This window comes from Lacinutrix algicola (genome assembly GCF_001418085.1).
GTDB classification, from domain to species: Bacteria; Bacteroidota; Bacteroidia; order Flavobacteriales; family Flavobacteriaceae; genus Lacinutrix; species Lacinutrix algicola.
The window spans coordinates 221,574-244,227 of sequence record NZ_LIQH01000038.1 but is presented as its reverse complement, the minus strand read 5'-3'; the positions used below and the strand labels follow the sequence as shown (position 1 = coordinate 244,227).

Genomic DNA, 22,654 nt, shown 5'->3' with positions numbered 1-22,654 from the left:
TACTATGAAAAAAATTACGCTATTAGCTTTCATGCTTCTTTTTGTGCTTTTTGCTCACGCTCAAAGTAACATAACCGTTTCTTTTAAAGATGCTAATATAAAAGAGGTTATAAACACTTTAGAAGAAAAAACCAATCACTCTTTTTACTATATAGATAGTTGGTTTGACGAAAATAAAATAACAAAAAACTATACAAATGCAACTCTAGAAACTATTCTAGACGATTTGTTAAAAGAACGCTCAATAAATTATACTGTATTTGATGATAAGGTAATATTAACAAACAACAGTGTTGTTTATACTAAATTACCAGAAGGCTTTTTTGGAGAAGAAGAAAAAATAAAAGTTGAGGAAAATGAAACCGTATTCTATAATGAGTACGGAAACAAAAATCTAACAACTATAGGTAAACAAACTATAGACTCTAAAGCTCAAGAATTCACCATTTCTGGAGTTTTACTTAATGAAAAAACACGTGCTCCAGTTCAAGGTGCTGCAATTATTGTAGACGAGATTGGTAAAAATACAATTACAGATGCTAAAGGAAGATTTTCTATAATATTACCTGTTGGTAAAAACGTTATAGAATCCCGTCTTATGGGTTATCAAGCTGTAAATAAAGAAGTTTTAGTCTATGGAGATGGCTTTATTAAAATTGCTATTACAGAAGCAGCCGAAACTTTAGGCGAAGTCTTTTTAGAATCTTCTGCTAACAAAAATATAAAAGCTGCAGTTGTAGGTGTTACACATATTGATATTGAAGGCTTAAAAACAGTTCCTGTTGTATTAGGAGAACGCGATATACTAAAAGTTGCAACTACCTTACCAGGTATTAAAACTGCAGGAGAAGGTTCTGCTGGATTTAATGTTCGTGGTGGACGATCAGATCAAAATCTGTTTCTTTTAGATGATGCAGTAATGTATAACCCATCTCACTTTTTAGGCTTCTTTTCTGCTGTAAATCCATTTGCAACAGGCTCACTAGACATCTATAAAGCTACAATTCCAGCAGAATATGGAGGACGTTTATCTTCGGTTTTCGATATAAAGTCTAAAGAGCCAAACTACGAGAAATTTTCTGGTGAAGGTGCTATTGGTCCTATTACGGGAAGTTTAAGTGTACAAACACCAATTGTAAAAGATAAAATTGCGATTACAGCTGCTGCTCGAGCAACTTATTCTAATTGGATTTTAAGATCTTTAGATGAAGAAACCCTTAGAAATAGTAAAGCTTCATTTTACGATGGACTTATAAAGTACAATCATAAAATAAATGAAAATAATGATTTTCAAGCCACTGGATACTATAGTAAAGATGAATTTAGTATCACTTCAGATTCTACTTTTAACTATAGCAATGCAATGGCTTCCTTAAAATGGAATCACACGTTTAAAAACGATAAGCATAAAAGCGAGATTATTGCTGTAAATACACAGTATAAATATGGTGTAGATTATGAAGCTGAATCTAATAATAATTTTAAATTTGACTTTAAAATTAACGAAACACAATTAAAACTTAATCTTAAATACCTTCACAGTGATGCACATAAATTCGATTATGGAATAAGTACTAAGTTATACCAAGTAGAACCAGGGAACATAGAGCCTACAGGTAACAACTCTATTATCACTACCAAAAATATAAATAAAGAAAAAGGTCTAGAATCTGCAATTTATATTTCCGATTTATATGAAGTTAATGATAAATTATTATTTAATGTAGGTTTACGTTATTCTACATTTACTGCTTTAGGACCTGGAACTCAAAACGTATATCAAGATGGGAGACCAAAAGGTGAATCGACAATTACTACTGTTAATAATTATAATAATAATGAAAAAATTAAAAGTTATGGAGGTTTAGAATATAGAGCTTCTTTACGTTATTTATTATCTCCTTCTTTATCTGTAAAAGCAAGTTATAATAAGACATTACAATACATACATTTATTATCTAATAATACCACTATCTCTCCAACAGATACTTGGAAACTGTCTGATCTAAATACAAAACCACAACAAGCAAACCAATATTCTATTGGTTTCTACAAAGATTTCGATGATGCAGGTCTTGAAGTAAGTTTAGAGAGTTACTATAAAACAATGACTGATATTTTAGATTATAAAATTGGTGCTGAATTAATTTTAAATGAAACCTTAGAGCAAGAATTATTGCAAGGAGAAGGAAAGGCGTATGGAATAGAATTTCTTATTAAAAAGAAAAAAGGAAAACTTAATGGATGGATAGGATACAGTTATTCTAGAGCTAAATTAAAATTAAAGAGCGATATACCACAAGAGCAAATAAACAACGGAGAATATTTCCCTGCTAATTTCGATAAACCACACGATTTTAGTTTAGTAGGAAATTATAGAATTACTAAGCGTTACAGTGTCTCTACTAACTTTTTATACCAAACTGGTCGCCCAATAACTTACCCAATTGGAAAGTACACTTTTGCAGGTGGCGAACAGGTTTTATATAGCGATAGAAACCAATTTAGAATACCAGATTATTTTAGATTAGATATTGGTTTTAATATAGAAGCATCACATAAGCTAAATAAACTAGCACATAGTTTCTGGAATATTTCAGTTTACAATGTTTTAGGTCGTAATAACCCATACTCTGTATTTTTCGAAAACAACAACGGTAAAATTCAAGCCTTCAAAACATCTATATTCGCTATACCTGTACCAACAATTACTTATAATTTTAAATTTTAAAAAATGAAAAGCAATAAATCCATATATCGTTATTTCATTCTTTTTGGGCTAATAATTAGTTTTAGTTGTAGAGAGGAAATTGCACTTGAAACCAATGTATTTGAAAGCACAATAGTTGTAGAAGCCACAATTACAAACGAGTTAAAAATACAAGAAATAAACATATCTAAAACTTATTTTCTAGAAAGTGCGGAACAAGTATTAGAAAACAATGCAACTGTATATATAGAAGATAATCTACAAAACGTATTTACTTTTACACAAAATACAGAAGGTGTTTACATATCAAATACAGAGTTTAAAGCAGAACCAGACCGTGATTATATATTACACATAACTACTGCTAATGGAAAAAACTACCAATCTATTACTACTACCCTAACACCTGAAGCACAAATTACCAACATGTATCCAGAAGTTGTAGATAATGAAACAGTAACAGTATTTATTGATGTAGACGGTACAGAAAACAACACAAAGTATTACAGATACCATTGGGAAGAAACATATAAAATAATTGCGCCTAATCATTCAGAGTTCGATGCAACTATTGAGGGTTTAACTATAGACACTAGTAATAACAACAATGGTGAAGTTATAGCTAGCTCAATAAGTTATGGCATAGCAATTACTCCAAGAGAGCAAGAAGAAAGAAAATGTTATAGTTCTAATAAATCTACTGGTATTACACAAGCTTCAAGTTCAGAACTAGATTCTAATCTAATTTCACGTTTACCAATAAGAGTTATTCCTGTAAATAGTGCTGAACTAATAAACAGATACAGTATTATTGTCACACAAGTAACGCAAAATTTAGAATCTTATTCTTACTATAAAACGATTAAAGAATTAGGTGACACTTCTAGTATTCTATCATCAAGTCAACCTGGCTACATACAAGGCAACATAAACTCAACTACAGATAGTAGTGAAAAAGTTCTTGGTTTTTTTAATGTAGCCTCAATAGCTAAAAAACGTATTTACTTTAATTATTTCGACTTAGGTCTTGAATACCCAGATTACTTTTATGACTGCGAAGAAATAACATATAACTATTTAGACGACTCTGTGAATCCTGCTATTCCAGGTGACGTAAACGAACGCTATGAACTATACCAACTTCTTGAATTCGGTAATTACAAATTTGTAGCAAAAAATGGTACCTTCTATACTATTACAAAACCAGAATGTGGAGACTGTACTTCATTTTCATCTAATGTACAACCTGACTTTTGGATCGATTAATTATGAAAAAACAAACCACACTTATATTAGCAATCCTTTTTGCTTTAATCTTACAAGCACAAACAGAAAGACCTTACCTAGATATAGATCGCTCTCAATTTAACGAAGAAGAAACGCAAATACAAATAAACTCAAATCTTGTTTTAGTTGGCGAATATCTTTATTACAAAATGTTTGCTCTAAGCAATGGAGAATTAAGTAACATTAGCAAAATTGGTTATGTAGAATTAATTGATAAAAATGGAAAAACAGTAGTTAAGCATATTCTTAATTTAAAAAATAGCGCTTCTAGTCAACGTATTTTTGTTCCTTCTGAATTAAAAACAGGACATTATAAGCTACTTGCCTACACAAAATGGTCTAAGAATAACACTAAAAAAAACTACAGTTCTAAGGACATATACATTATTAATGCCTTTTCAAATAGCGTACAGCAACTTACAAATGCTAAAGCTTTAATCAAATTAAATAAAGCTGAAACAATAAAAAAACAAGATCAAAAAAATAATGAAATATCAATTTCTACACAGAAACAAAGTTATACAAATAGAGACCTCGTAACTATAAATATTGAAACAAGTGAAGACTATAAAAATGGTAATTATAGTCTTTCTATTAATAAATTAGATTCCATTAGTATTAGCAGCTCTTTAAAAACAGAAGAGAACTTTGTTACTGAACAAGAAGAAGATACATTATTTATTCCTGAAATGAGAGGCCAATTAATTTCTGGAAAAATAACTAATTTAAAAAACCCTTTAAATGTAGAAAATAAAACTGTAGCCCTTTCTATTCCTGGAGAGCAATACTTATTTAGAATTGCTACAACAAACAATTCTGGTCAGTTTCTATTCAACTTAAATAATGAGACAGATAGCAATAAAGCTACATTTCAAGTTATTGAGGATAATAAAGAGGACTATAATATTAAATTATTTGAAACCTCTAAAAACAAATATAAAAACCTATCATTTCATAGTTTAGAAATAGATAATAATTTAAAATTTACTTTAGAACAACGTAATATTAAAAACCAAATAGAAAACGCTTACTATTTAAACAAAAGAGATAGCATATTATCTAAATCTAAAATTGAACCATTTTATAAGAGCAAAGAGAAAACTTATGTATTAGACGATTATACAAGGTTTAAAACAGTTCGTGAAACCTTTATTGAAGTTGTTAACTATGCTGGTTTGAGAAAAGAAAATGATAACTATAAAATAGTAGTTTACGATAGATATGACGAGAAAAAAAATGAAGTAATTAAAGACGCAGATCCATTAGTAATTGTAGATGGAATGATAGTACAAAACAATAATGATCTAGTTAATTACGACTCAAATAAAATAGAATCGATAAGTGTTGTTATTGGCCAGTACTTTTATGGTTCTAAACTTTATCAAGGTGTTATTAGTGTTTCTACTTTTGATAAAGAATTTAAAGTCTCTTTAAATGGAGATTTTATAATGGAAACGGTATTAAATTTGCCAGAAGATGAGACTATATATTTTCAACCACAATACCTAAATAGTATCGATAACAAACACATTCCAGATTATAGAAGACAACTATTATGGATTCCAGAAACAAAACTGAATAATAGTAGAAATAGCTTTACAACATATACGTCAGACGATAAAGGTACTTATAAAATAACATTAGAAGGTTATAACTCTAAGGGAGAATTTACAAAAAGCAGCTCTTACTTTACCGTTAATTAAAGAAGATTTAATCACGAATTTAAAATTCTTTATCAAAAGTAGAAACACTTATTACCAATAAAAACATTAAGTTTTAGGTCTTAATAATTATCTCTATTTATAAAGAAAAAGACTATTTAAAAACTGTCAACCTCTATTTGTAGTTATTCCTGTTTAAATAATTACTTAAAATTTAAAAGATGAAAAACATTAAATATATATACCTTTCTTTAATTGTTTTAGTACTATCAATTAGTTTTAGTTGTAGAGAAGAAATTCCTCTTGAAACCGAAGCTTTTGAAAGTGTACTAGTTGTAGAATCAACCATTACAAACGAGTTAAAAATACAAGAAGTAAACTTATCTAGAACATACTATTTAGAGGCTACAGAACAAGTATTAGAAGATAATGCTAACGTATATATTGAAGATAATTTACAAAACGTAATTACCTTTACGCAAAACGCAGATGGCATATATGTTTCTAATGTTGAATTTCAAGCAGAACCAGCACGCGATTACATATTACATATAACAACGGAAAGTGGAGAAAATTACCAATCTAATGCCACTATGTTAACGCCTGTAGCAGAAATTTCTAATTTATATCCTGAAGTTGTAAATAATGAAACTATAACAATCTTTTTAGATGCTGATGGAACCGAAAACAACACACAATATTACAGGTATTTTTGGGAAGAAACATATAAAATAATAGCTCCTTTTTACACAGAATATGACGCAAACATTATTGACTTTGAAGAAATTAACGGTGACATTTTATATAATATAGAACTTACACCAAGAGAACAAGAAGAGAGAATTTGTTTTACCACTAATGCATCAGTAGATATTATTCAAGCCTCGAGTTCAGAACTAGATTCTAATATCATTTCGCGCTTTCCTATAATATCCATGGACAAAAATACATCAAAACTATTAGAAAGATACAGTATTATTGTTACTCAAATAACGCAAAACTTAGAGTCTTATTCTTACTACAACACCATTAAAGAGTTAGGTGATACTTCAAGTATTCTATCTTCTAATCAACCAGGCTATATACAAAGTAATGTGTACTCAGTTTCCAATACTAAGGAGAAAGTACTTGGTTTTTTTGATGTTGCATCAATTACAAAAAAACGTATTTACTTTGATTATGTCGATTTAGATCTTAATCAGCCCGGTTACTTTTATGAATGCCCTGTATTAGCCTTTGATTATTTAGATAATTCAACAAGTGCTGATCCTACTGATTTAAATGAACGTGTCGAATTATATCAATTTCTAGAGTTCAGAAATTATAAATTTGTAGACAAAGAAGGTCTCACTTATTCTATTGTAAAACCGCAATGTGGAGACTGTACGGCGTTTTCATCTAACATACAACCAGACTTTTGGATCGATTAATTACAACAAAAATCTTTTTACTTTAAACTTAAAGACCTTAACTAATTATAAATCGTTCATGATTTTCTAAAGAAAAAGGTGAAATTATAGTCTTACGTCAATGTATTAGACAAAATTATCTTTAATAACTCTTCAAAACAAAAGAACATTTTTATTATAAATTAAAGAGGATTCAATAACGATTCTGAAACTCTAAAATTAAGTTCTCCTTCGTCGTTAAGCGAATAAACCACTAACATTTCGCCCCAAAGTTGTCCATCGGTAAAATCGGCAATAATCCATTTATGGTTTAAAACTCTAATAGAGTTTATTAAAATTTTTCTGCCTGTTGTAGAAACATAAGGGACTAATGGATGTTGCTCGCCTTTGTACTCGTTTTGAGCGTATAAAGCGTCTTTAACAGTAGTCATTAATTGTTCTACGTCGTAACCTTGCTTTAAAAAATAGTCATAAGAATGATCGTTATAATCAAAACTAAACTGAGAAAGATTGTGAATTTCATCTTTTAAAGTTAAAATTGAATCTCTATATTTTACTACTTGTTCTTTAGAGTTTGCAACTCTGACATTGCTATCATCAAATATTTTTTTCGAATTAATATAATTGAATAATAGTAATAAAACTGAAAATATAAACAAATACATAAAAATGCGATTCTTCATAATAGTAAATAAATTAAGTGGGTTTTAATAAAAAATATTAGTTAGAAATGTTAATTGTAAGCTCATCGTAAGCTAAAAAAACGTTTTTGGGTAATTTTTGTTGTACTTCGTCATGAAATCCTAAATAATGACTAATATGTGTTAAGTATGCCTTTTTAGGTTTTAATTTTGAAATCATAGCTAATGCTTCATCTAAATTAAAATGCGAAATATGCTCTTTTTCTCTTAAAGCATTAATTACCAAAACATCTAAATTCTGAAGCTTTAGCATTTCTGCCTCAGCAATGGTTTTCATATCTGTTAGGTAAGCAAAGTTACCAAAACGATATCCAAAAACAGGTAATTTATAATGAAGTCCTTCAATAGGAATAATCTCTAAATTATTAATAGTAAATGGTTCATTTTTTACTTCATTTTGAATAAGGTTTGGTACACCAGGATACTTTATTTCAGATGTAAAAATATATTCAAACCGCTGTTGTAGCTGCCCTAGAACACGATTATGAGCATAAATATCTATATCTCCTTGTTTAAAAAAAAAGGGACGAATATCGTCTAATCCAGCAGTATGGTCTGCATGTTCGTGAGTAAAGATTACGGCATCTATTCTTTCTGGATTAGCACGTAACATTTGTTGCCTGAAATCTGGTCCACAATCCACAACAAACGTATTGTCTTTCCACTCTACTAATATAGAAACACGCAAGCGCTTATCTTTAGAATTGGCACTTAAGCAAACAGGATGAGTACTACCAATAACTGGTATGCCTTGAGAAGTTCCTGTACCTAAAAATGTAATTTTCACTATTTGTGTTATTTCTCACAAAAGTAAGATATTTTTTTGTTTGCTTTAGTTATTTAATACCTTTGTATGCAAGTAAAATCAATGCTAAACTATGGAAATCACACTTAAAGGAGATAAGAATATAGAATCTATTCCTTCGATTAAAGACAAAGCACTTCGTATTAATTTAAACGAGAATATTTACGGAACTTTTTCCGAAATTGGTGCTGGTCAAGAAACTGTTCGTCAGTTTTTTAGAGCCGGTGGTGGTTCTGGAACCATAGCCAAAGCGATGTCTGCTTACGATAAAGATTTTAGTGATGCCATTTATGGTATTGAAGACGATAAGCGCTACGTTACAGAAGCACGTTTACGTAAAATGTTGGATCATGAAATGAACCTAACAGAGCAGCGTATTACTAGAGATAAACATCCTCATAAAATGTTTTTTAGTTACGCCAATACGGTGGCAACTATAGATTTTGCTAAAAAATACAAAGGACACGGTTGGGTTGGTATTAAATACCAAGTAGATGCAGACCAAGAATATAACGAGATTGTTTTACATATTCGTTTTAAAGAAAACGATGCACGTTTACAACAAGAAACTTTGGGTAAATTAGGTACAAATTTAATTTATGGTGCCTTTTATAAGTATAACGAACCTAAAAAATTACTACGTTATTTATACGATCACTTGGATAAAGACCAATTAGAAATTGATACTATTAATTTCTCTGGTCCTGTTTTCGAGAATGTAGATAACCGTTTAATGAGTTTACAACTTGTTAAAAACGGAATGACAGATGCTGTAATGTTTGCTCCAGACGGAAATAACGTTTTACCAGCAAGAGTCCTTTACAAACGTAACATACTTACACTACGTGGTAGTTTTAGACCTGTTACTAAAGTAAATATGGACATGTATAAAAAGTCTTTAGACATGTTTTTAAAAGAAAATAAAGTAGACGAAGAGAAAACGCAAGTTATTTTTGAAATCACTTTATCTAACCTTAGAGCAGAAGGAGAAATAGATGAGCAAGATTTTATGGATCGTGCTAAATTACTATGCTCTTTAGGCCAAACGGTATTAATATCTAATTTTCAAGAATACTATAAACTTGTAGAATACTTCTCTCAATACTCTAAAGCTAGAATGGGCTTAGCAATGGGAGTAAATAACTTAGTAGATATTTTCGACGAGAAATATTACAGACATTTAAGTGGCGGAATACTTGAAGCCTTTGGTAAACTCTTTTTTAAAGATTTACGTGTGTATTTATATCCAATGGAAAATGAAGATGGTACTCTAACTACAAGTGATAACTTAAAAGTACATCCACGTATGAAAGAACTTTATAAGTTCTTTAAATACAATGGTAAAGTAGTAGATATTACAGATTACGATCCATCTACTCTTAGCATTTTTTCTAGAAAAGTGTTAAGCATGATTAATAAAGGTGAAGACGGTTGGCAAGCATTGTTACCAGAAGGTGTTAGCAAACTAATTATGGAAAAAAGCCTATTTGGATGCGAAACCGAAGAAGTTACCAATAAAAATTAAAAATACTTTTAGTATTTAACAGTACTGAAACTATAATAAAAAAGCAAGTTTAATTATGTATACACATATAGCTTGCTTTTTTTCTGTTTAAAATCTTGCCTTCAATCACATTAAACATAACACGTTAGTTACTTTTTAAATATTTTAGAACAACGTGTTTTTAGAAAAAAAAAAAAAAAGACATTAGAATTAATTCTAATGTCTTTTTTTATATAAAATAGCTAGCTATTTTAAGCCTTAATTAAAGCAAATTGTTAATTCCCTTCTACTCTAGTAATCTTAGCTCCAATACGCTGTAAACGCTCAACAATGTGTTGGTAACCTCTATCAATTTGTTCAATATTATGAATAGTAGATATTCCTTTTGCAGACAAAGCAGCAATTAATAATGAGATTCCAGCTCTAATATCTGGAGATACCATTGTTGTTGCTTTTAATTGAGATTTAAAATCGTGTCCCATTACCGTAGCCCTATGTGGATCGCAAAGAATAATTTTTGCTCCCATATCAATAAGTTTATCTGTAAAGAATAAACGACTTTCAAACATTTTCTGATGTACTAATACTTCACCTCTTGCTTGTGTTGCTACTACTAGCACGATACTTAATAAGTCTGGAGTAAAACCAGGCCAAGGAGCATCGGCAATAGTAAGAATAGAACCGTCGATATAATTTTGTATTTCGTAACCTTCTTTGTGAGCAGGAATATAAATATCGTCTCCTTTTTTCTCTAGAGTGATTCCTAATTTAGCAAATACATTTGGTATTTGTCCTAAATCTTTCCAGCTTACGTTTTTAATGGTTAACTCACTTTTTGTCATAGCAGCTAAGCCAATCCAACTTCCTATTTCAATCATATCTGGAAGCATAGTATGGTCTGTACCACCTAATGCATCTACACCTTCTATAGTTAATAAGTTAGAACCAACACCATATATTTTAGCTCCCATTCTATTAAGCATCTTACATAGCTGTTGTAAGTAAGGCTCGCAAGCTGCGTTGTATATTGTTGTTGTACCTTCTGCTAAAACTGCAGCCATTACAATATTTGCTGTACCAGTTACAGAAGCTTCATCTAAAAGCATGTCTGTACCAACTAATTTATCGGCTTCAACACCATAAAAATAGTCTTCTCTGTTGTATCTAAATTTAGCGCCTAAATTTATAAAGCCTTCAAAATGCGTATCTAAACGACGACGACCAATTTTATCTCCTCCTGGTTTAGGAATATATCCTTTCCCAAAACGAGCTAATAATGGTCCAACCATCATAATAGAACCTCGTAATCCACTACCATCTCTTTTAAAATCGGCAGTTTGCATATAATCTAAGTCTATAGCATCAGCTTGAAAAGAATAAGATCCTTCTCCAAGCTTTTTAACTTTTACACCTAAATTTTCTAGAAGAGAAATAAGCTTATTAATATCAATAATATCTGGAATATTATTAATTGTTACCACTTCTTGAGTTAGTAATACAGCACATAATATTTGTAATGCTTCGTTTTTTGCGCCTTGAGGTTGGATGTCTCCTTTTAATTGATGACCGCCTTCTATTATAAATGTACCCATTTCTTATTTTTAGTATCGCTTTTTACCTCGATTTGAGTTGTTGTTCGTTTTCTTTTGATATCCTTTTTTGTTAGAAGTATTAGTGTACTTCTTTTTTGCACTAGACTTTAATAAGCTTGCAGAATCAGTTAAAGCTTCTTTAGAATCTTTTAAGTCTATTGCTCCATTAGATAATTCGAATAAATGATTAAAAATCACATAATCTTCTACTGTGTCTTTATTCCAATTTAAAAAACACTTTTTCATGTGATTTGCAATGGTGTACAATAAAGCCTCTTTTAAGTCACCTTCTTCCCATGAAACAGCTACATCTATCATGGTTTTAATATTATTACCGTAGAAACGATATTTAGGAAAATTTTGAGGATATTCTAAAGTTTCAGGACGTTCTTCAAGAACTTCTTTTAATGGCTTTTCGTAAGGTGAATCTACATCTAACTCAAAGTTAGCCATAATAAATAATTGATCCCAAAGCTTATGCTGAAAATCTGGTACATCACGCAAATGTGGCTGTAAGTTTCCCATTACAGCAATAATTGCTTTTGAAACTTTATTGCGTTCTTCTTTAGTTTCTCTGCTTTTTGCAAAGTTTACCATTTTTTGAACGTGTCTTCCATACTCAGGAATAATTAAGTGTTCACGTTCTGTGTTGTATTCTATATCGTCAATCAAATTCAAAATTGTGTAGATTTAATGTGTTGCATCGAAGTATCTAATGCTTTCGCAAAATACAAAATTGTTTATAGTTTTACACCAAATAAACTTCAAAATAATCAATTATATTAGTTTCTATTTCTTTTCATTTCAGAATAAAAAAAAGCAACTATAACCCTTACTATACTTAGATTCTTAAAATTAAAAGAATAAAAAACAGCTAACATTTAATAGCAATTAATTTAAACTATATTTATTATAACGGATAAATTATAGAGAAATTACTCCTTCTACTTTTTCTCCAACTTCAATGTATTTCGCTACAATAGCATCTGGATCTTCCATTCTAACATTAATAGAAACACTTGTATACTTGCCATTACTTGACTCTTTCGTCTTTATTACAGCTCCAGAAAAGTCAAAAATAGCTTCAATTTCTGCTATTTTTTGTAAATCTGAAAGCACAATAAATTTATACAAATATTCCGATGGCCATTGCGTTGTCTCTAATAATTGATCTTTTAATTTCGCGTAAAATGCTTCTGGGTTTTCTTCTTTACTCATTAAACTTATTAGTTTTAAATATGGTTAGCAAAGATAAGTTATCCTTGCATTTTTTTTATACCTTTTTTATTCCGAATTTTACATCGAATTCTTATCGTTTTTGTTTTCAGCCTAAAAGCTTGCCTTTTTTACTTTAATATCTTTGTTTTTCTTATTAATATAGCAATTGGTACGTTTATAAAGTGGAAGATGTAAGTTTTGCTTGTAAAAGAAAAGCATTTACTAATTTGTTAAAAATATACTATAAATTGAATACAAAAACAATTGTTATAACCGGAGGACCGGGAAGTGGAAAAACCTCAATAATTAACGAATTAACAAAAAGAGGCTTTACTTGTTTTGAAGAAATTTCTAGACAAATAATTCTAGAAGCAAGAGAAAAAGGCATTGAACAGCTTTTTCTCACCGACCCTATACAGTTTAGCGAATTACTATTAGAAGGTAGAGTTATGCAACATAGCGATGCATTAGAAAGTGATAATGAGTTTGTTTTTCTAGACAGAGGTATTCCAGATATTCCAGCTTACATGGATTTTAAAGGTGATACTTATCCCGATTTTTTTACTGAAGCATGTAAAGATCATAAATACGATTCTATATTTATTTTAGCACCTTGGCAAGAAATTTTCACAACAGATAGTGAGCGTTATGAAAATTTCGATCAAGCATTAGAAATACACGAAAAACTTTTAGATACCTATACAGAAAGCGGTTACGATTTAAGAGACGTACCATTTGGCTCTATTGAAGCCAGAGCAGATTATATTATAGACGTTGTTAAAGCATTATAGCATCATTTGAATCATCCTATTAACATATTAGAACGTTATTGGAAATTCACCTCATTTAGACCGTTACAAGAAGAAATTATTAACTCGGTTTTAGAAGGTGAGGACACCTTTGCCTTATTACCAACAGGCGGAGGAAAATCGGTTTGCTTTCAAGTACCTGCTTTAGTAAAAGAAGGTATTTGTATTGTAGTGTCTCCACTAGTTGCCTTGATGAAAGATCAAGTACAATCCCTACAAAATAAAGGTATTAAGGCCATGGCTTTAACTAGCGGAATATCTTATAAAGAGTTAGACACAAAATTAGATAATTGTATTTATGGCAATTACAAATTTCTATACCTTTCGCCAGAGCGTTTACAACAAGATATTGTACAAGATCGCATAAGGTTAATGAATGTAAACCTTATTGCAGTAGACGAAGCACATTGCATTAGCCAATGGGGAAACGACTTTAGACCAAGCTATAAAAACATTGTTAAATTAAGAGAGTTACAACCTACCGTAAATGTAATTGCTTTAACAGCAAGTGCAACTCCAGAAGTAGTAGAAGACACTATAAAAGAGCTCGATTTTATTAGCCCAAAAGTATTTAGGCAATCGTTTTCAAGGTCTAATTTGGCTTATATGACGTTTACCGAAGAAGATAAACTCTACAGACTTAAAACCATACTAACAAAAAACAGAGCATCATCCATAGTTTATGTGCGTAATAGAAAAGCGACTCAAGATATTTCAAGTTTTCTAGAAAGCAATGGGTTTTCTGCTACGTTCTATCATGGCGGATTAACAAATATAGAAAAAGATAAGGCTTTGGAAAGCTGGATGAATAACAAAAAACTAGTTATGGTTGCCACCAATGCTTTTGGAATGGGAATAGACAAACCAGATGTTAAATCGGTTATTCACTTAAATTTACCAGAAAGTTTAGAAAGTTATTTTCAAGAAGCTGGCCGTGCTGGTAGAGATGGAAACAAAGCTTTTGCTGTTATTTTAAAAAATAAGAGTGACGAATTACTAGTAAGGAATCAGTTTTTAAAAGTATTACCACAAGTCGATTTTATAAAAAAAGTATACAGAAAATTAAGTAGTTATTTTCAAGTCCCTTATGGAGAAGGACAAGACGAAACTTTCGATTTTAATTTTAATAGGTTTTGTAAAACCTACGGGTTTAACACACTTCTAGCCTACAATGCAATACTTATATTAGACAGAACAAGTATCATTACCTTAACTAAACTGTTTAAAAACAGTACACAAGTACTTTTTAAAGTTAGTAATAATGCTCTCTTTAGTTATTTAGAAACTCATCCTCAAATAAGTATTATAGCAAAATCTATATTACGAACTTACGGAGGCGCTTTTGAACAGGAAACTAAAATTAACACTGCGTTAATGGCAGAAAAGACCTCTACAAGTGAGGACAAAATAATAGAAGCTTTAATGCTACTTGAAAAAGCTGAAATTATTACTTTAAAACATTCTAAAACCGATGCTCAAATCACTTATTTAGTGCCACGAGAAGATGAGAAAACCATCAATAGAATTGCTAAAGTTATTAAACAACAAAATGCCTTAAAAGAAAAGCAGGTACTATCTGTTTTAAATTATTCTAATAATGATGACATTTGTAAAAGTGTACAACTCCTCTCCTATTTTGAAGAAACCCAAGTTAAAGACTGCGGAATTTGTTCAGTTTGTATTACTAGAAAGTCATTAAAAAAAGCAGTTCCTACAGATATAAAAAAAGAAATCATTAAGGCATTAGAGCATGGTGAACTCTCTTCGAGAGCTTTGTTCGAGAGTCTTAGTTTTTCTGAAGAAAACATTAACAAGCAATTGAAAGAATTGTTAGAGTACAATATTATTAGCATTACAAAAACAAATACCTATACCCTTTCTCATTTAAATTAATAAGAAAGAGTATTACAAACTAGCACATATATAATGAGTAAAAAAAGAGATTTAAGAATAGTATTTATGGGAACACCAGGATTTGCGGTGACCATTTTAGATACCTTATTAGAAAACGATATTAATGTAGTAGGTGTTATTACTGCACCAGACAAGCCTGCTGGACGTGGTAGAAAATTAAATAAAAGTGCCGTAAAAGAATATGCAGAAACCAAAGGTTTAAATATTTTACAGCCTACAAATTTAAAAAGTGAAGACTTTCTAGAAGAGTTAAAAAGCTTAAACGCTAATTTACAAATTGTAGTTGCCTTTAGAATGCTACCAAAAGCAGTTTGGCAAATGCCAGAATTTGGAACGTTTAACCTTCATGCTTCTCTATTACCAAATTACCGTGGAGCTGCACCTATTAATTGGGCTATTATAAATGGAGAAACAAAAACTGGTGTTTCTACCTTTTTTATAGACGAAAAGATAGATACCGGCGAAATGATTTTACAAGAAACAATAAACATAGATGCAAACGAGAATGCAGGAAGCCTTCACGACAAACTAATGCATATTGGAAGCGATCTTGTTTTAAAAACGGTAGAACATATTGCTGTTGGTGATGTAAAAACTACTCCACAACCTGAAGATGCTATCTCTAGAACGGCTTACAAATTAAATAAAGACAATTGCAAAATAGATTGGACACAGAGTATAGACACTATACATAATAAAATTCGTGGGTTAAGTCCATATCCTGCTGCTAGGTGTCAACTTATTAATGATGAAGAGACTCTAGATATAAAAATATATACTGTAGAAAAAGAAATTATAGAGCACGACTACAAAGCAGGATCTATTATTTCTAGCAAGAAAGAATTAAAAGTTGCAGTAAAAGAAGGTTTTATTAACATACTAGATATTAAACTTCCTGGAAAGCGTACATTAGATATTAAATCTCTTTTAAACGGTTATACTTTTAAAACAGACGCAAAAATGCTCTAAGCCCTTATGGTTGCTATAAAAGTTGAAAACATCAAAAAAACAGTCATCTTTATTAACAAATGTTTGAAGTTATTAACAAAATGGAGTATTTCCCTTGCTATTACTTGCGTAGTAGCATAATCCGTATAAATTTGTAGGAGGATAACAAAAAAATATTGTTTACCAACTATTTATTAATAATTAAAATTTACATTATGAACAAAACAGATTTAATCGATGCTATGGCAGAACACGCAGGAATTACTAAAGCAGCTTCAAAGAAAGCTTTAGAATGTGCGTTAATTGAAATTGAAGGAGCCTTACAAAAAGGTGACAGAGTTTCATTAGTAGGATTTGGATCTTGGTCAGTTTCTAAAAGAGCTGCAAGAGATGGAAGAAATCCTCAAACTGGAAAAACTATCAAAATCAAAGCTAAAAACGTTGTTAAGTTTAAAGCTGGATCTGATTTAGCTGGTGCAGTAAACTAAGTTTTGCTACATTATAACTTTCAAAAAGCCTTCCACATGGAAGGCTTTTTTTTTGTTTAAAACACTGACGCACAGTTTTATTTTATATAAACTTTAACAAAAAATAACATAAACCTTAAAAAATATTGCTTATTAAATAAATATAGTTTACATTTATTTTATAAATTTCTCTTTTAATTATGATATTAACCAAACCAACGAAAGGAGATTTGTTAGTCGCAGAACCATCTATAATAGGTGATTTATCTTTTAATCGCTCTATTGTATTATTAACAGATCATTCTACAGAAGGCTCTATAGGTTTTATACTTAATAAACCTTTAGAATTCACTATTAGCGACTTAATACCTGAAATCGAAATACCTTTTAAGGTATACAATGGAGGTCCTGTAGAACAAGACAACCTATATTTTATACATAAAGTACCAGACTTAATACCAAATAGTATAGAAATATCTTTAGGTATTTTTTGGGGAGGTGATTTTAGTGAGGTTTCAAAACTAATTATCGATGGCAAAATAAGTGAAAAAGATATTAAATTCTTTTTAGGCTATTCTGGATGGGAAATCAATCAATTAGAACAAGAATTAAAATCTAATGCTTGGGTGATTACTAAAAACGTCCATAAAAAGGCTATTATAGAAAAAGACTACGAGTTTTTCTGGAAAGAAAAAATGGTAGAACTTGGTGGAGAATACAGTATATGGTCTAATGCACCTGAAAACCCAAGTTACAACTAACACCTATTTAATCTATTATATAAACTTAGCCCAATCTAATTTTTACATTTATTTTTTGAAGTAACATTTTACTCACTTCATTTATAAACACCTTTTTCCTATATTTTGTAATTGGCTGTATACCTTTTATAACGTTTGTTACAAACAACTCGTCTGCTTTTTGAAGTTCGAAAGGAGAAATAGATTCTTCTACTAAAGTGTAATCTGGTAATAATTCTAATACATTTATAATTTGCTGCCTCATTACTCCTTTTAAACAACCATCTGCTAAAGGCGGTGTTTTAATAGTGTTTCCTTTTACAAGAAATAAATTTCCATTTAAAGCCTCCACTACACTCTTATTGGTATTTAATAACAAGCAGTTATCTAAATCATTCTCCTTAGCATAAATGCTTCCTACAACGTTTATAGCTTTGTTATTTGTCTTTAAAGTAGATAGCAATCCAGGAGCAACATAAAAATCTTTAAATAAATCAACTTCATAAGCTTCTTCATTTAATAAGTAGAAGTCTGCATCTAACGCTTTCGCGGAAATAATAAACGTTATTTCTTTATTAGTAGGAAGATATAATCCTCCAGCATTTCTATGCACCTGAATCTTCACTCTCGCTGATGAGCTCAATAATTCGTTTTTTTCTATGGTCTTTAAAATTTCGGCTTCCATAAACTCCATTGTAAAAGTCATAGGTATTTCCATACGCATAATACGCATAGAAGCCATTAACCTAAAATAATGATCCTCAAGAAACAGTATTTTACTATTAGAAACCTTTATAGTTTCAAATAGTGCATCACCGTAACTATAGCCACGATTTTCTGGTGTTAATATTTGGTTGTTATCGCTAAAATTTCCGTTAATGTTTATCATAAAAAAAGTGCCGAATTTCTTCGGCACAAATATAAGTTTAAAATATGTATTTCTTAAGCCGAGCCTAATACTTGTTTTAAATCTGAAATCTGATTTTCCCAAAGCATTTTTCCTTCTTCTACTTCATCTTCTTCGGCAAAATCTGTAATCATTATAGATACATCCTTAGTAATTTCGTCTACTTGTATTCTAATCTCAAAGAAATAAGACTCTCCTTCATCTTCTAACCAGCGAAATTTAATACGTTCTCCACTTTTTTTAGTTAGCAGTTTAGCTTGCTCCTCTGCTCCATCCCAAATGAATTTAAAGATCTCTCCTCTAGAATTTACGTTATCGGCATACCATTCAGACAAACCAGAAGGCGTCGATATGTACTGATAAAGTAATGCAGGTGAGGCATGTATAGGGAATTCTAATTCGTATTTAACTTTTTCGTCCATGTAATAATTATATAAAAATATTATGTCTCCAATATATACATTAATTAGTCAGTTATTAAAAAAAAATTAAAAAATTATTTTATTTTGCTTTTATGTTTGTCAGCTTTAAATTTGTTTATATATTTGCACTCTCAAAATAATGGCGAGGTAGCTCAGCTGGTTAGAGCGTCGGATTCATAACTCGGAGGTCATGGGATCGTGCCCCATTCTCGCTACAAGTATATTGAGGAAAGTCAGAACTTAGGTTCTGACTTTTTTATTTAGGTACAACATAGGTACAACAAATGGGTGTTTTTTGATTAGCCATAATTAATCAATGCAAATGACATCAAATGCTATCGACTACTACATTATGTCTTTAGAATAATAAAAATTAGCAGGCAATCCACCTGTATGCCAAAACAAAACATTACTATTCTTTTCTATTTTATTATGCTTTAAATGGTCTAACATTCCATAAAATGCTCTTCCGGAGTAGACAGGATCTAATAATATACCTTCAGTTTTCGCTAATTCTTTTATGGCTATTCTCTCATTTTCGGTAATTACTCCGTAACCAGAGCTATTATAACCTGTTAGAAGTTTAGCATCTTCAATATCATAATCCTTTTCAATCCTAAGAGTTTTTTTCCCTTCAAATAAAAGCTCCAAAACGACTTCATCTAAAGTCTTACCTTCTATTCCTAATTTATCAATACTTATTGGCATTAATTTTATGTCAAGTCCATAATAGTCGATTCCAAGCTTAAGCCCTGCTTGAGTACCACCAGAACTCGACGCAAAAAAAATATAATCAATTTTCAAACTCATTTCGTTTAATTGTTCCTTTAATTCTCTAACCGCATCAACAAATCCATAAGCTCCTAATAAGTTAGAACCTCCATAAGGGATTGCATAAACATTTTTTCCATTTGATTCTAGCTCTTCTTTTATAGATTCTAAATCCTCTCCTTTTCTATGGCCTCCTGTAAAGTGAATATTAGCTCCAAATAAATGAGAAAGCAACAAATTACCATTATATACATCTGGCTTATTTCCGCCCAGTAATAAATGACATTCTAATCCCGCTTTTGCACAAGCTGCTGCTGTTTGCCTACAATGGTTTGATTGCTGTGCTCCGGCTGTAATGATGGTATCAAAGCCTTTGTCCAACGCTTCATAAACAAAATATTGCAATTTCCGTACTTTATTTCCACCAGAAGCTAATCCTGAATTATCATCTCTTTTAATAAATAAATTATAATCAGGATATTTTTTTGACAAATTATCCATCGCTTCAAGCGGTGTTGGAAAGAATCCTAGATTTGTTTTTTTTTTGAGCATTTCTATATTATTTTATAATAACACTAATATATAGTATCTTTAACTATAATGAAATACAATCACAACATTTTGTTATTCAGATAATTACACACTAATCCTAATGCAAAAATATCATTATACTCCGAATTATGAATATTCTTCTTCAATGCATTGGATTGTTCTGTTTATGTGTATTGTTATAAGTTTAATAATCATTTTTCAATTAAATAGAATATTCTTTAGCAAGCAGAAAACCAACAAAGCCTCATATCAATATCTGATTTTAGCAATAATATTCTTACTATACAACGTATTTAATGGACTACTGCCAAATCATTCGTTACCAGGACCATTATTTCTTCAATACGTTATAACCTACGTCATTTCCATAATGATGTGTATCTACTTAGTGTGGTATTTATACAAACAATTCAATATTATAACACCTAATCGTTTATTTAAAATAAAAAACTTGATAGTAATTCTATCAATATGCTTAGTGCTATTTTTTATAATTCCATATTATTATTCAGAATCTATAGATTTTGCTAGAAGTCTTTTTCTTATTTTTCCAACAATTTTATCCATCATATTTTTAGTCTATTTCTTCTCAATAATAAAGCAGGAAGTAAAAAGACAACGTTACTTTAAAATTCAGACTTATTTAGGCTTAAGCTCTATCTTATCAATAATTATTTTACCACTACTTACCTATTTTGGAGATTTCCAACCTATAACTCAACCTTTGGTAACGATGGCATTTTTTCTAGTAACATCAATGGAAATAAACAGCTATTTATATCGTCTAAAGAATACTTATGTCCTTAAAAGAAACATTGGGAAAGAATACCATTTCACAAATAGGGAAAACGAAATAGCACTTCAAATTATAAGAGGTGATGACTATAAAAGCATAGCTGAGAATATGTTCATTTCTTACGGAACAGTAAGGAAACATGCCTCTAATATTTTTATTAAATCTAATACTAACAATAAAGAAGATTTCGTTACTAAATTTAGTAAGCAAATAAGTGTTAGTAAAAGCTATTCCGTTGATTCCAATATTTGTGAATAAAATTCACAATCCAAATACGCAAAAACTACACACCTTTTTTTTTGATTATATACTAATATTATACATATTAGAAAGAAAAGAAATAGGAAGTGAAAATTTTAGATTTATAGCAACCCAATAGACTATCTAAATCTTAAGCTGATTGTTAAATTTGACAACTCTAACCATATCATCCTTCTAAAATAAACACACTTCATTGTAAACACTATTTCTGCAACCTTTATTAGATATGGATTTTGAATTACAAAACAAGAAGCTTCTAGATGATTTATATTCTATAAAACATAATACCAAGACTATTATAGAGCGTAGTAATCAAACTATTCTTTCTTGTCGAAATCTTCTCCATTCATTTAAAAAAGAAATTGTGAAAAATGGTTTCAAATCGGTAAACGACGAAATAATATTTTTCAAAGTTGTAAAGCAAATTCCGTTAATTCATCTCATATATTTCTCTGAAGTTCGTTCCTTCGAAATTCAATTCCCAAAAGGAGATACTCAATTACAACAGAAACATATTAAAAAGAAGCTTGGTAAACTCAATCGTTTTTTCTTGTACAATATAGATTTTGGGCAATATATTCAATCTAACCAAATACATTTAGATCAACAATACTTCACAAGAGACTACTTTGATAATCTTCCAATAACATCTTCAAAATTTTATTTTCAAGACCCAGATTTCTGCACACCTTATGACATGCTATTGGGAAAACTAAAGGCCAACTACCAATTAATAGATTATTTACAAAATAGACTAGTAACCACAAAACAGATCAATGGTAATTCAATTAATACAACAGATCAAGTTGAATTACAATGGACATCATCTAAAACAGCGCTAACAGAATTGATATACGCTTTATATCACGGTAGAGCTATTAATAATGGTAAAACAGATATTAAAGTCATTGCCTCTACTCTAGAAAAAGTCTTACATTTTGATGTTGGAGATTTCTATAAAACATTTTCAGATATAAAATCGCGAAAAATCAGTCGTACAAAATTTTTGGATGACCTTTCTACTGGACTCCTTTCCCACATGAATAACTCTGAAGAATAACATTTCTAAAAAAGACGTTACTCGGTCTACCTACGGTTATTGCAATTCAACATCATAAATTGAGTGATTTTTATCTAAAAACAATCTTTCACCTCTTCAAAATCGAACAAATTCTAACAT

20 protein-coding genes and 1 tRNA gene are annotated in these 22,654 nt (G+C 30.3%); 13 read left to right on the top strand and 8 right to left on the bottom strand.

What is annotated here, in order from left to right; genetic code table 11:
• The first annotated feature begins 4 nt into the window (after positions 1-4).
• The 4 genes from ASC41_RS10960 to ASC41_RS10945 all read left to right on the top strand — a co-directional run bounded on the left by ASC41_RS10960 (position 5) and on the right by ASC41_RS10945 (position 7,088).
• Positions 5-2,731 carry a TonB-dependent receptor gene (locus ASC41_RS10960; RefSeq protein ID WP_055436683.1) on the top strand — a complete coding sequence of 909 codons (2,727 nt, stop codon included), beginning with the start codon at positions 5-7 and terminating at the stop codon, positions 2,729-2,731.
• Between the two features lie 3 nt (positions 2,732-2,734).
• Complete coding sequence (locus ASC41_RS10955; protein WP_055436682.1) at positions 2,735-3,976, top strand: DUF4249 domain-containing protein; 1,242 nt, start codon at positions 2,735-2,737, stop codon at positions 3,974-3,976.
• A 2-nt stretch (positions 3,977-3,978) separates the two neighbouring features.
• Positions 3,979-5,700, top strand: a complete 1,722-nt coding sequence (locus ASC41_RS10950) for a hypothetical protein (protein ID WP_055436681.1) — start codon at positions 3,979-3,981, stop codon at positions 5,698-5,700.
• 179 nt (positions 5,701-5,879) lie between these two features.
• Complete coding sequence (locus ASC41_RS10945) at positions 5,880-7,088, top strand: DUF4249 domain-containing protein (protein WP_055436680.1); 1,209 nt, start codon at positions 5,880-5,882, stop codon at positions 7,086-7,088.
• A 161-nt stretch (positions 7,089-7,249) separates the two neighbouring features.
• Here the strand turns inward: ASC41_RS10945 and ASC41_RS10940 are convergent, their stop codons facing one another.
• Both ASC41_RS10940 and ASC41_RS10935 read right to left on the bottom strand, forming a co-directional pair.
• Positions 7,250-7,732: a hydrolase gene (locus ASC41_RS10940; protein ID WP_241489656.1), complete on the bottom strand. Its 483-nt coding sequence runs from the start codon at positions 7,730-7,732 to the stop codon at positions 7,250-7,252.
• Between the two features lie 55 nt (positions 7,733-7,787).
• Positions 7,788-8,555 (bottom strand): MBL fold metallo-hydrolase, encoded by a 768-nt coding sequence (locus ASC41_RS10935; RefSeq protein ID WP_055436678.1) that lies wholly within the window; start codon positions 8,553-8,555, stop codon positions 7,788-7,790.
• Positions 8,556-8,646: 91 nt separating this feature from the next.
• On the opposite strand from ASC41_RS10935, the gene ASC41_RS10930 reads away from it, so the two are divergent.
• On the top strand, positions 8,647-10,098 hold the full coding sequence (locus tag ASC41_RS10930; RefSeq protein WP_055436677.1) for a hypothetical protein: 1,452 nt from the start codon (positions 8,647-8,649) through the stop codon (positions 10,096-10,098).
• A 254-nt stretch (positions 10,099-10,352) separates the two neighbouring features.
• On the opposite strand, the gene murA is transcribed toward ASC41_RS10930, so the two are convergent.
• From murA to ASC41_RS10915, 3 genes are all read right to left on the bottom strand, one after another.
• On the bottom strand, positions 10,353-11,669 hold the full coding sequence (murA, locus tag ASC41_RS10925) for a UDP-N-acetylglucosamine 1-carboxyvinyltransferase (RefSeq protein WP_055436676.1): 1,317 nt from the start codon (positions 11,667-11,669) through the stop codon (positions 10,353-10,355).
• A 9-nt stretch (positions 11,670-11,678) separates the two neighbouring features.
• Entirely contained in the window at positions 11,679-12,341 is a 663-nt protein-coding gene (locus ASC41_RS10920) for a DUF4290 domain-containing protein (RefSeq protein WP_055436675.1), read from the bottom strand.
• 252 nt (positions 12,342-12,593) lie between these two features.
• Positions 12,594-12,887, bottom strand: coding sequence for a DUF493 family protein (locus ASC41_RS10915; protein WP_055436674.1), 294 nt, complete (start codon positions 12,885-12,887; stop codon positions 12,594-12,596).
• A gap of 248 nt (positions 12,888-13,135) precedes the next feature.
• Between ASC41_RS10915 and ASC41_RS10910 the strand changes: the two genes are divergently transcribed.
• The 5 genes from ASC41_RS10910 to ASC41_RS10890 all read left to right on the top strand — a co-directional run bounded on the left by ASC41_RS10910 (position 13,136) and on the right by ASC41_RS10890 (position 17,786).
• Positions 13,136-13,678, top strand: a complete 543-nt coding sequence (locus tag ASC41_RS10910; protein ID WP_055436698.1) for an AAA family ATPase — start codon at positions 13,136-13,138, stop codon at positions 13,676-13,678.
• 6 nt (positions 13,679-13,684) lie between these two features.
• On the top strand, positions 13,685-15,589 hold the full coding sequence (locus ASC41_RS10905; RefSeq protein WP_055436673.1) for a RecQ family ATP-dependent DNA helicase: 1,905 nt from the start codon (positions 13,685-13,687) through the stop codon (positions 15,587-15,589).
• Between the two features lie 33 nt (positions 15,590-15,622).
• Complete coding sequence (fmt, locus tag ASC41_RS10900) at positions 15,623-16,579, top strand: methionyl-tRNA formyltransferase (protein WP_055436672.1); 957 nt, start codon at positions 15,623-15,625, stop codon at positions 16,577-16,579.
• Positions 16,580-16,773: 194 nt separating this feature from the next.
• Positions 16,774-17,046 (top strand): HU family DNA-binding protein, encoded by a 273-nt coding sequence (locus tag ASC41_RS10895; protein WP_055436671.1) that lies wholly within the window; start codon positions 16,774-16,776, stop codon positions 17,044-17,046.
• 179 nt (positions 17,047-17,225) lie between these two features.
• The gene (locus ASC41_RS10890; RefSeq protein ID WP_055436670.1) at positions 17,226-17,786 is read left to right on the top strand and encodes a YqgE/AlgH family protein; all 561 of its coding nucleotides are present in this window, start codon (positions 17,226-17,228) and stop codon (positions 17,784-17,786) included.
• 25 nt (positions 17,787-17,811) lie between these two features.
• Here ASC41_RS10890 and ASC41_RS10885 read toward each other — a convergent pair whose 3' ends face one another.
• Both ASC41_RS10885 and ASC41_RS10880 read right to left on the bottom strand, forming a co-directional pair.
• The gene (locus ASC41_RS10885; RefSeq protein WP_055436669.1) at positions 17,812-18,654 is read right to left on the bottom strand and encodes an aminotransferase class IV; all 843 of its coding nucleotides are present in this window, start codon (positions 18,652-18,654) and stop codon (positions 17,812-17,814) included.
• A gap of 53 nt (positions 18,655-18,707) precedes the next feature.
• Complete coding sequence (locus ASC41_RS10880) at positions 18,708-19,094, bottom strand: START-like domain-containing protein (RefSeq protein WP_055436668.1); 387 nt, start codon at positions 19,092-19,094, stop codon at positions 18,708-18,710.
• Positions 19,095-19,235: 141 nt separating this feature from the next.
• Here ASC41_RS10880 and ASC41_RS10875 point away from each other — a divergent pair.
• A tRNA-Met gene (locus ASC41_RS10875) sits at positions 19,236-19,309 on the top strand.
• 130 nt (positions 19,310-19,439) lie between these two features.
• Here the strand turns inward: ASC41_RS10875 and ASC41_RS10870 are convergent.
• Positions 19,440-20,417: a D-cysteine desulfhydrase family protein gene (locus ASC41_RS10870; RefSeq protein WP_055436667.1), complete on the bottom strand. Its 978-nt coding sequence runs from the start codon at positions 20,415-20,417 to the stop codon at positions 19,440-19,442.
• 478 nt (positions 20,418-20,895) lie between these two features.
• Here ASC41_RS10870 and ASC41_RS16925 point away from each other — a divergent pair, with 478 nt between their 5' ends.
• Both ASC41_RS16925 and ASC41_RS10860 read left to right on the top strand, forming a co-directional pair.
• Positions 20,896-21,471 carry a helix-turn-helix domain-containing protein gene (locus ASC41_RS16925; protein ID WP_160318804.1) on the top strand — a complete coding sequence of 192 codons (576 nt, stop codon included), beginning with the start codon at positions 20,896-20,898 and terminating at the stop codon, positions 21,469-21,471.
• 229 nt (positions 21,472-21,700) lie between these two features.
• The gene (locus tag ASC41_RS10860; RefSeq protein ID WP_055436665.1) at positions 21,701-22,534 is read left to right on the top strand and encodes an RteC domain-containing protein; all 834 of its coding nucleotides are present in this window, start codon (positions 21,701-21,703) and stop codon (positions 22,532-22,534) included.
• Positions 22,535-22,654: the final 120 nt, after the last annotated feature.

What these genes read in the sequence shown, in the direction of transcription:
- ASC41_RS10955 (WP_055436682.1), top strand. Translation starts at nt 2,735, where the DNA reads ATGAAAAGCAATAAATCCATATATCGTTATTTCATTCTTTTTGGGCTA.
- ASC41_RS10915 (WP_055436674.1), bottom strand. Translation starts at nt 12,887, where the DNA reads ATGAGTAAAGAAGAAAACCCAGAAGCATTTTACGCGAAATTAAAAGAT.
- ASC41_RS10895 (WP_055436671.1), top strand. Translation starts at nt 16,774, where the DNA reads ATGAACAAAACAGATTTAATCGATGCTATGGCAGAACACGCAGGAATT.
- ASC41_RS10870 (WP_055436667.1), bottom strand. Translation starts at nt 20,417, where the DNA reads ATGCTCAAAAAAAAAACAAATCTAGGATTCTTTCCAACACCGCTTGAA.
- murA (WP_055436676.1), bottom strand. Translation starts at nt 11,669, where the DNA reads ATGGGTACATTTATAATAGAAGGCGGTCATCAATTAAAAGGAGACATC.
- ASC41_RS10885 (WP_055436669.1), bottom strand. Translation starts at nt 18,654, where the DNA reads ATGATAAACATTAACGGAAATTTTAGCGATAACAACCAAATATTAACA.
- fmt (WP_055436672.1), top strand. Translation starts at nt 15,623, where the DNA reads ATGAGTAAAAAAAGAGATTTAAGAATAGTATTTATGGGAACACCAGGA.
- ASC41_RS10860 (WP_055436665.1), top strand. Translation starts at nt 21,701, where the DNA reads ATGGATTTTGAATTACAAAACAAGAAGCTTCTAGATGATTTATATTCT.
- ASC41_RS10890 (WP_055436670.1), top strand. Translation starts at nt 17,226, where the DNA reads ATGATATTAACCAAACCAACGAAAGGAGATTTGTTAGTCGCAGAACCA.
- ASC41_RS10880 (WP_055436668.1), bottom strand. Translation starts at nt 19,094, where the DNA reads ATGGACGAAAAAGTTAAATACGAATTAGAATTCCCTATACATGCCTCA.
- ASC41_RS10950 (WP_055436681.1), top strand. Translation starts at nt 3,979, where the DNA reads ATGAAAAAACAAACCACACTTATATTAGCAATCCTTTTTGCTTTAATC.
- ASC41_RS10940 (WP_241489656.1), bottom strand. Translation starts at nt 7,732, where the DNA reads ATGTATTTGTTTATATTTTCAGTTTTATTACTATTATTCAATTATATT.
- ASC41_RS10945 (WP_055436680.1), top strand. Translation starts at nt 5,880, where the DNA reads ATGAAAAACATTAAATATATATACCTTTCTTTAATTGTTTTAGTACTA.
- ASC41_RS10930 (WP_055436677.1), top strand. Translation starts at nt 8,647, where the DNA reads ATGGAAATCACACTTAAAGGAGATAAGAATATAGAATCTATTCCTTCG.
- ASC41_RS10960 (WP_055436683.1), top strand. Translation starts at nt 5, where the DNA reads ATGAAAAAAATTACGCTATTAGCTTTCATGCTTCTTTTTGTGCTTTTT.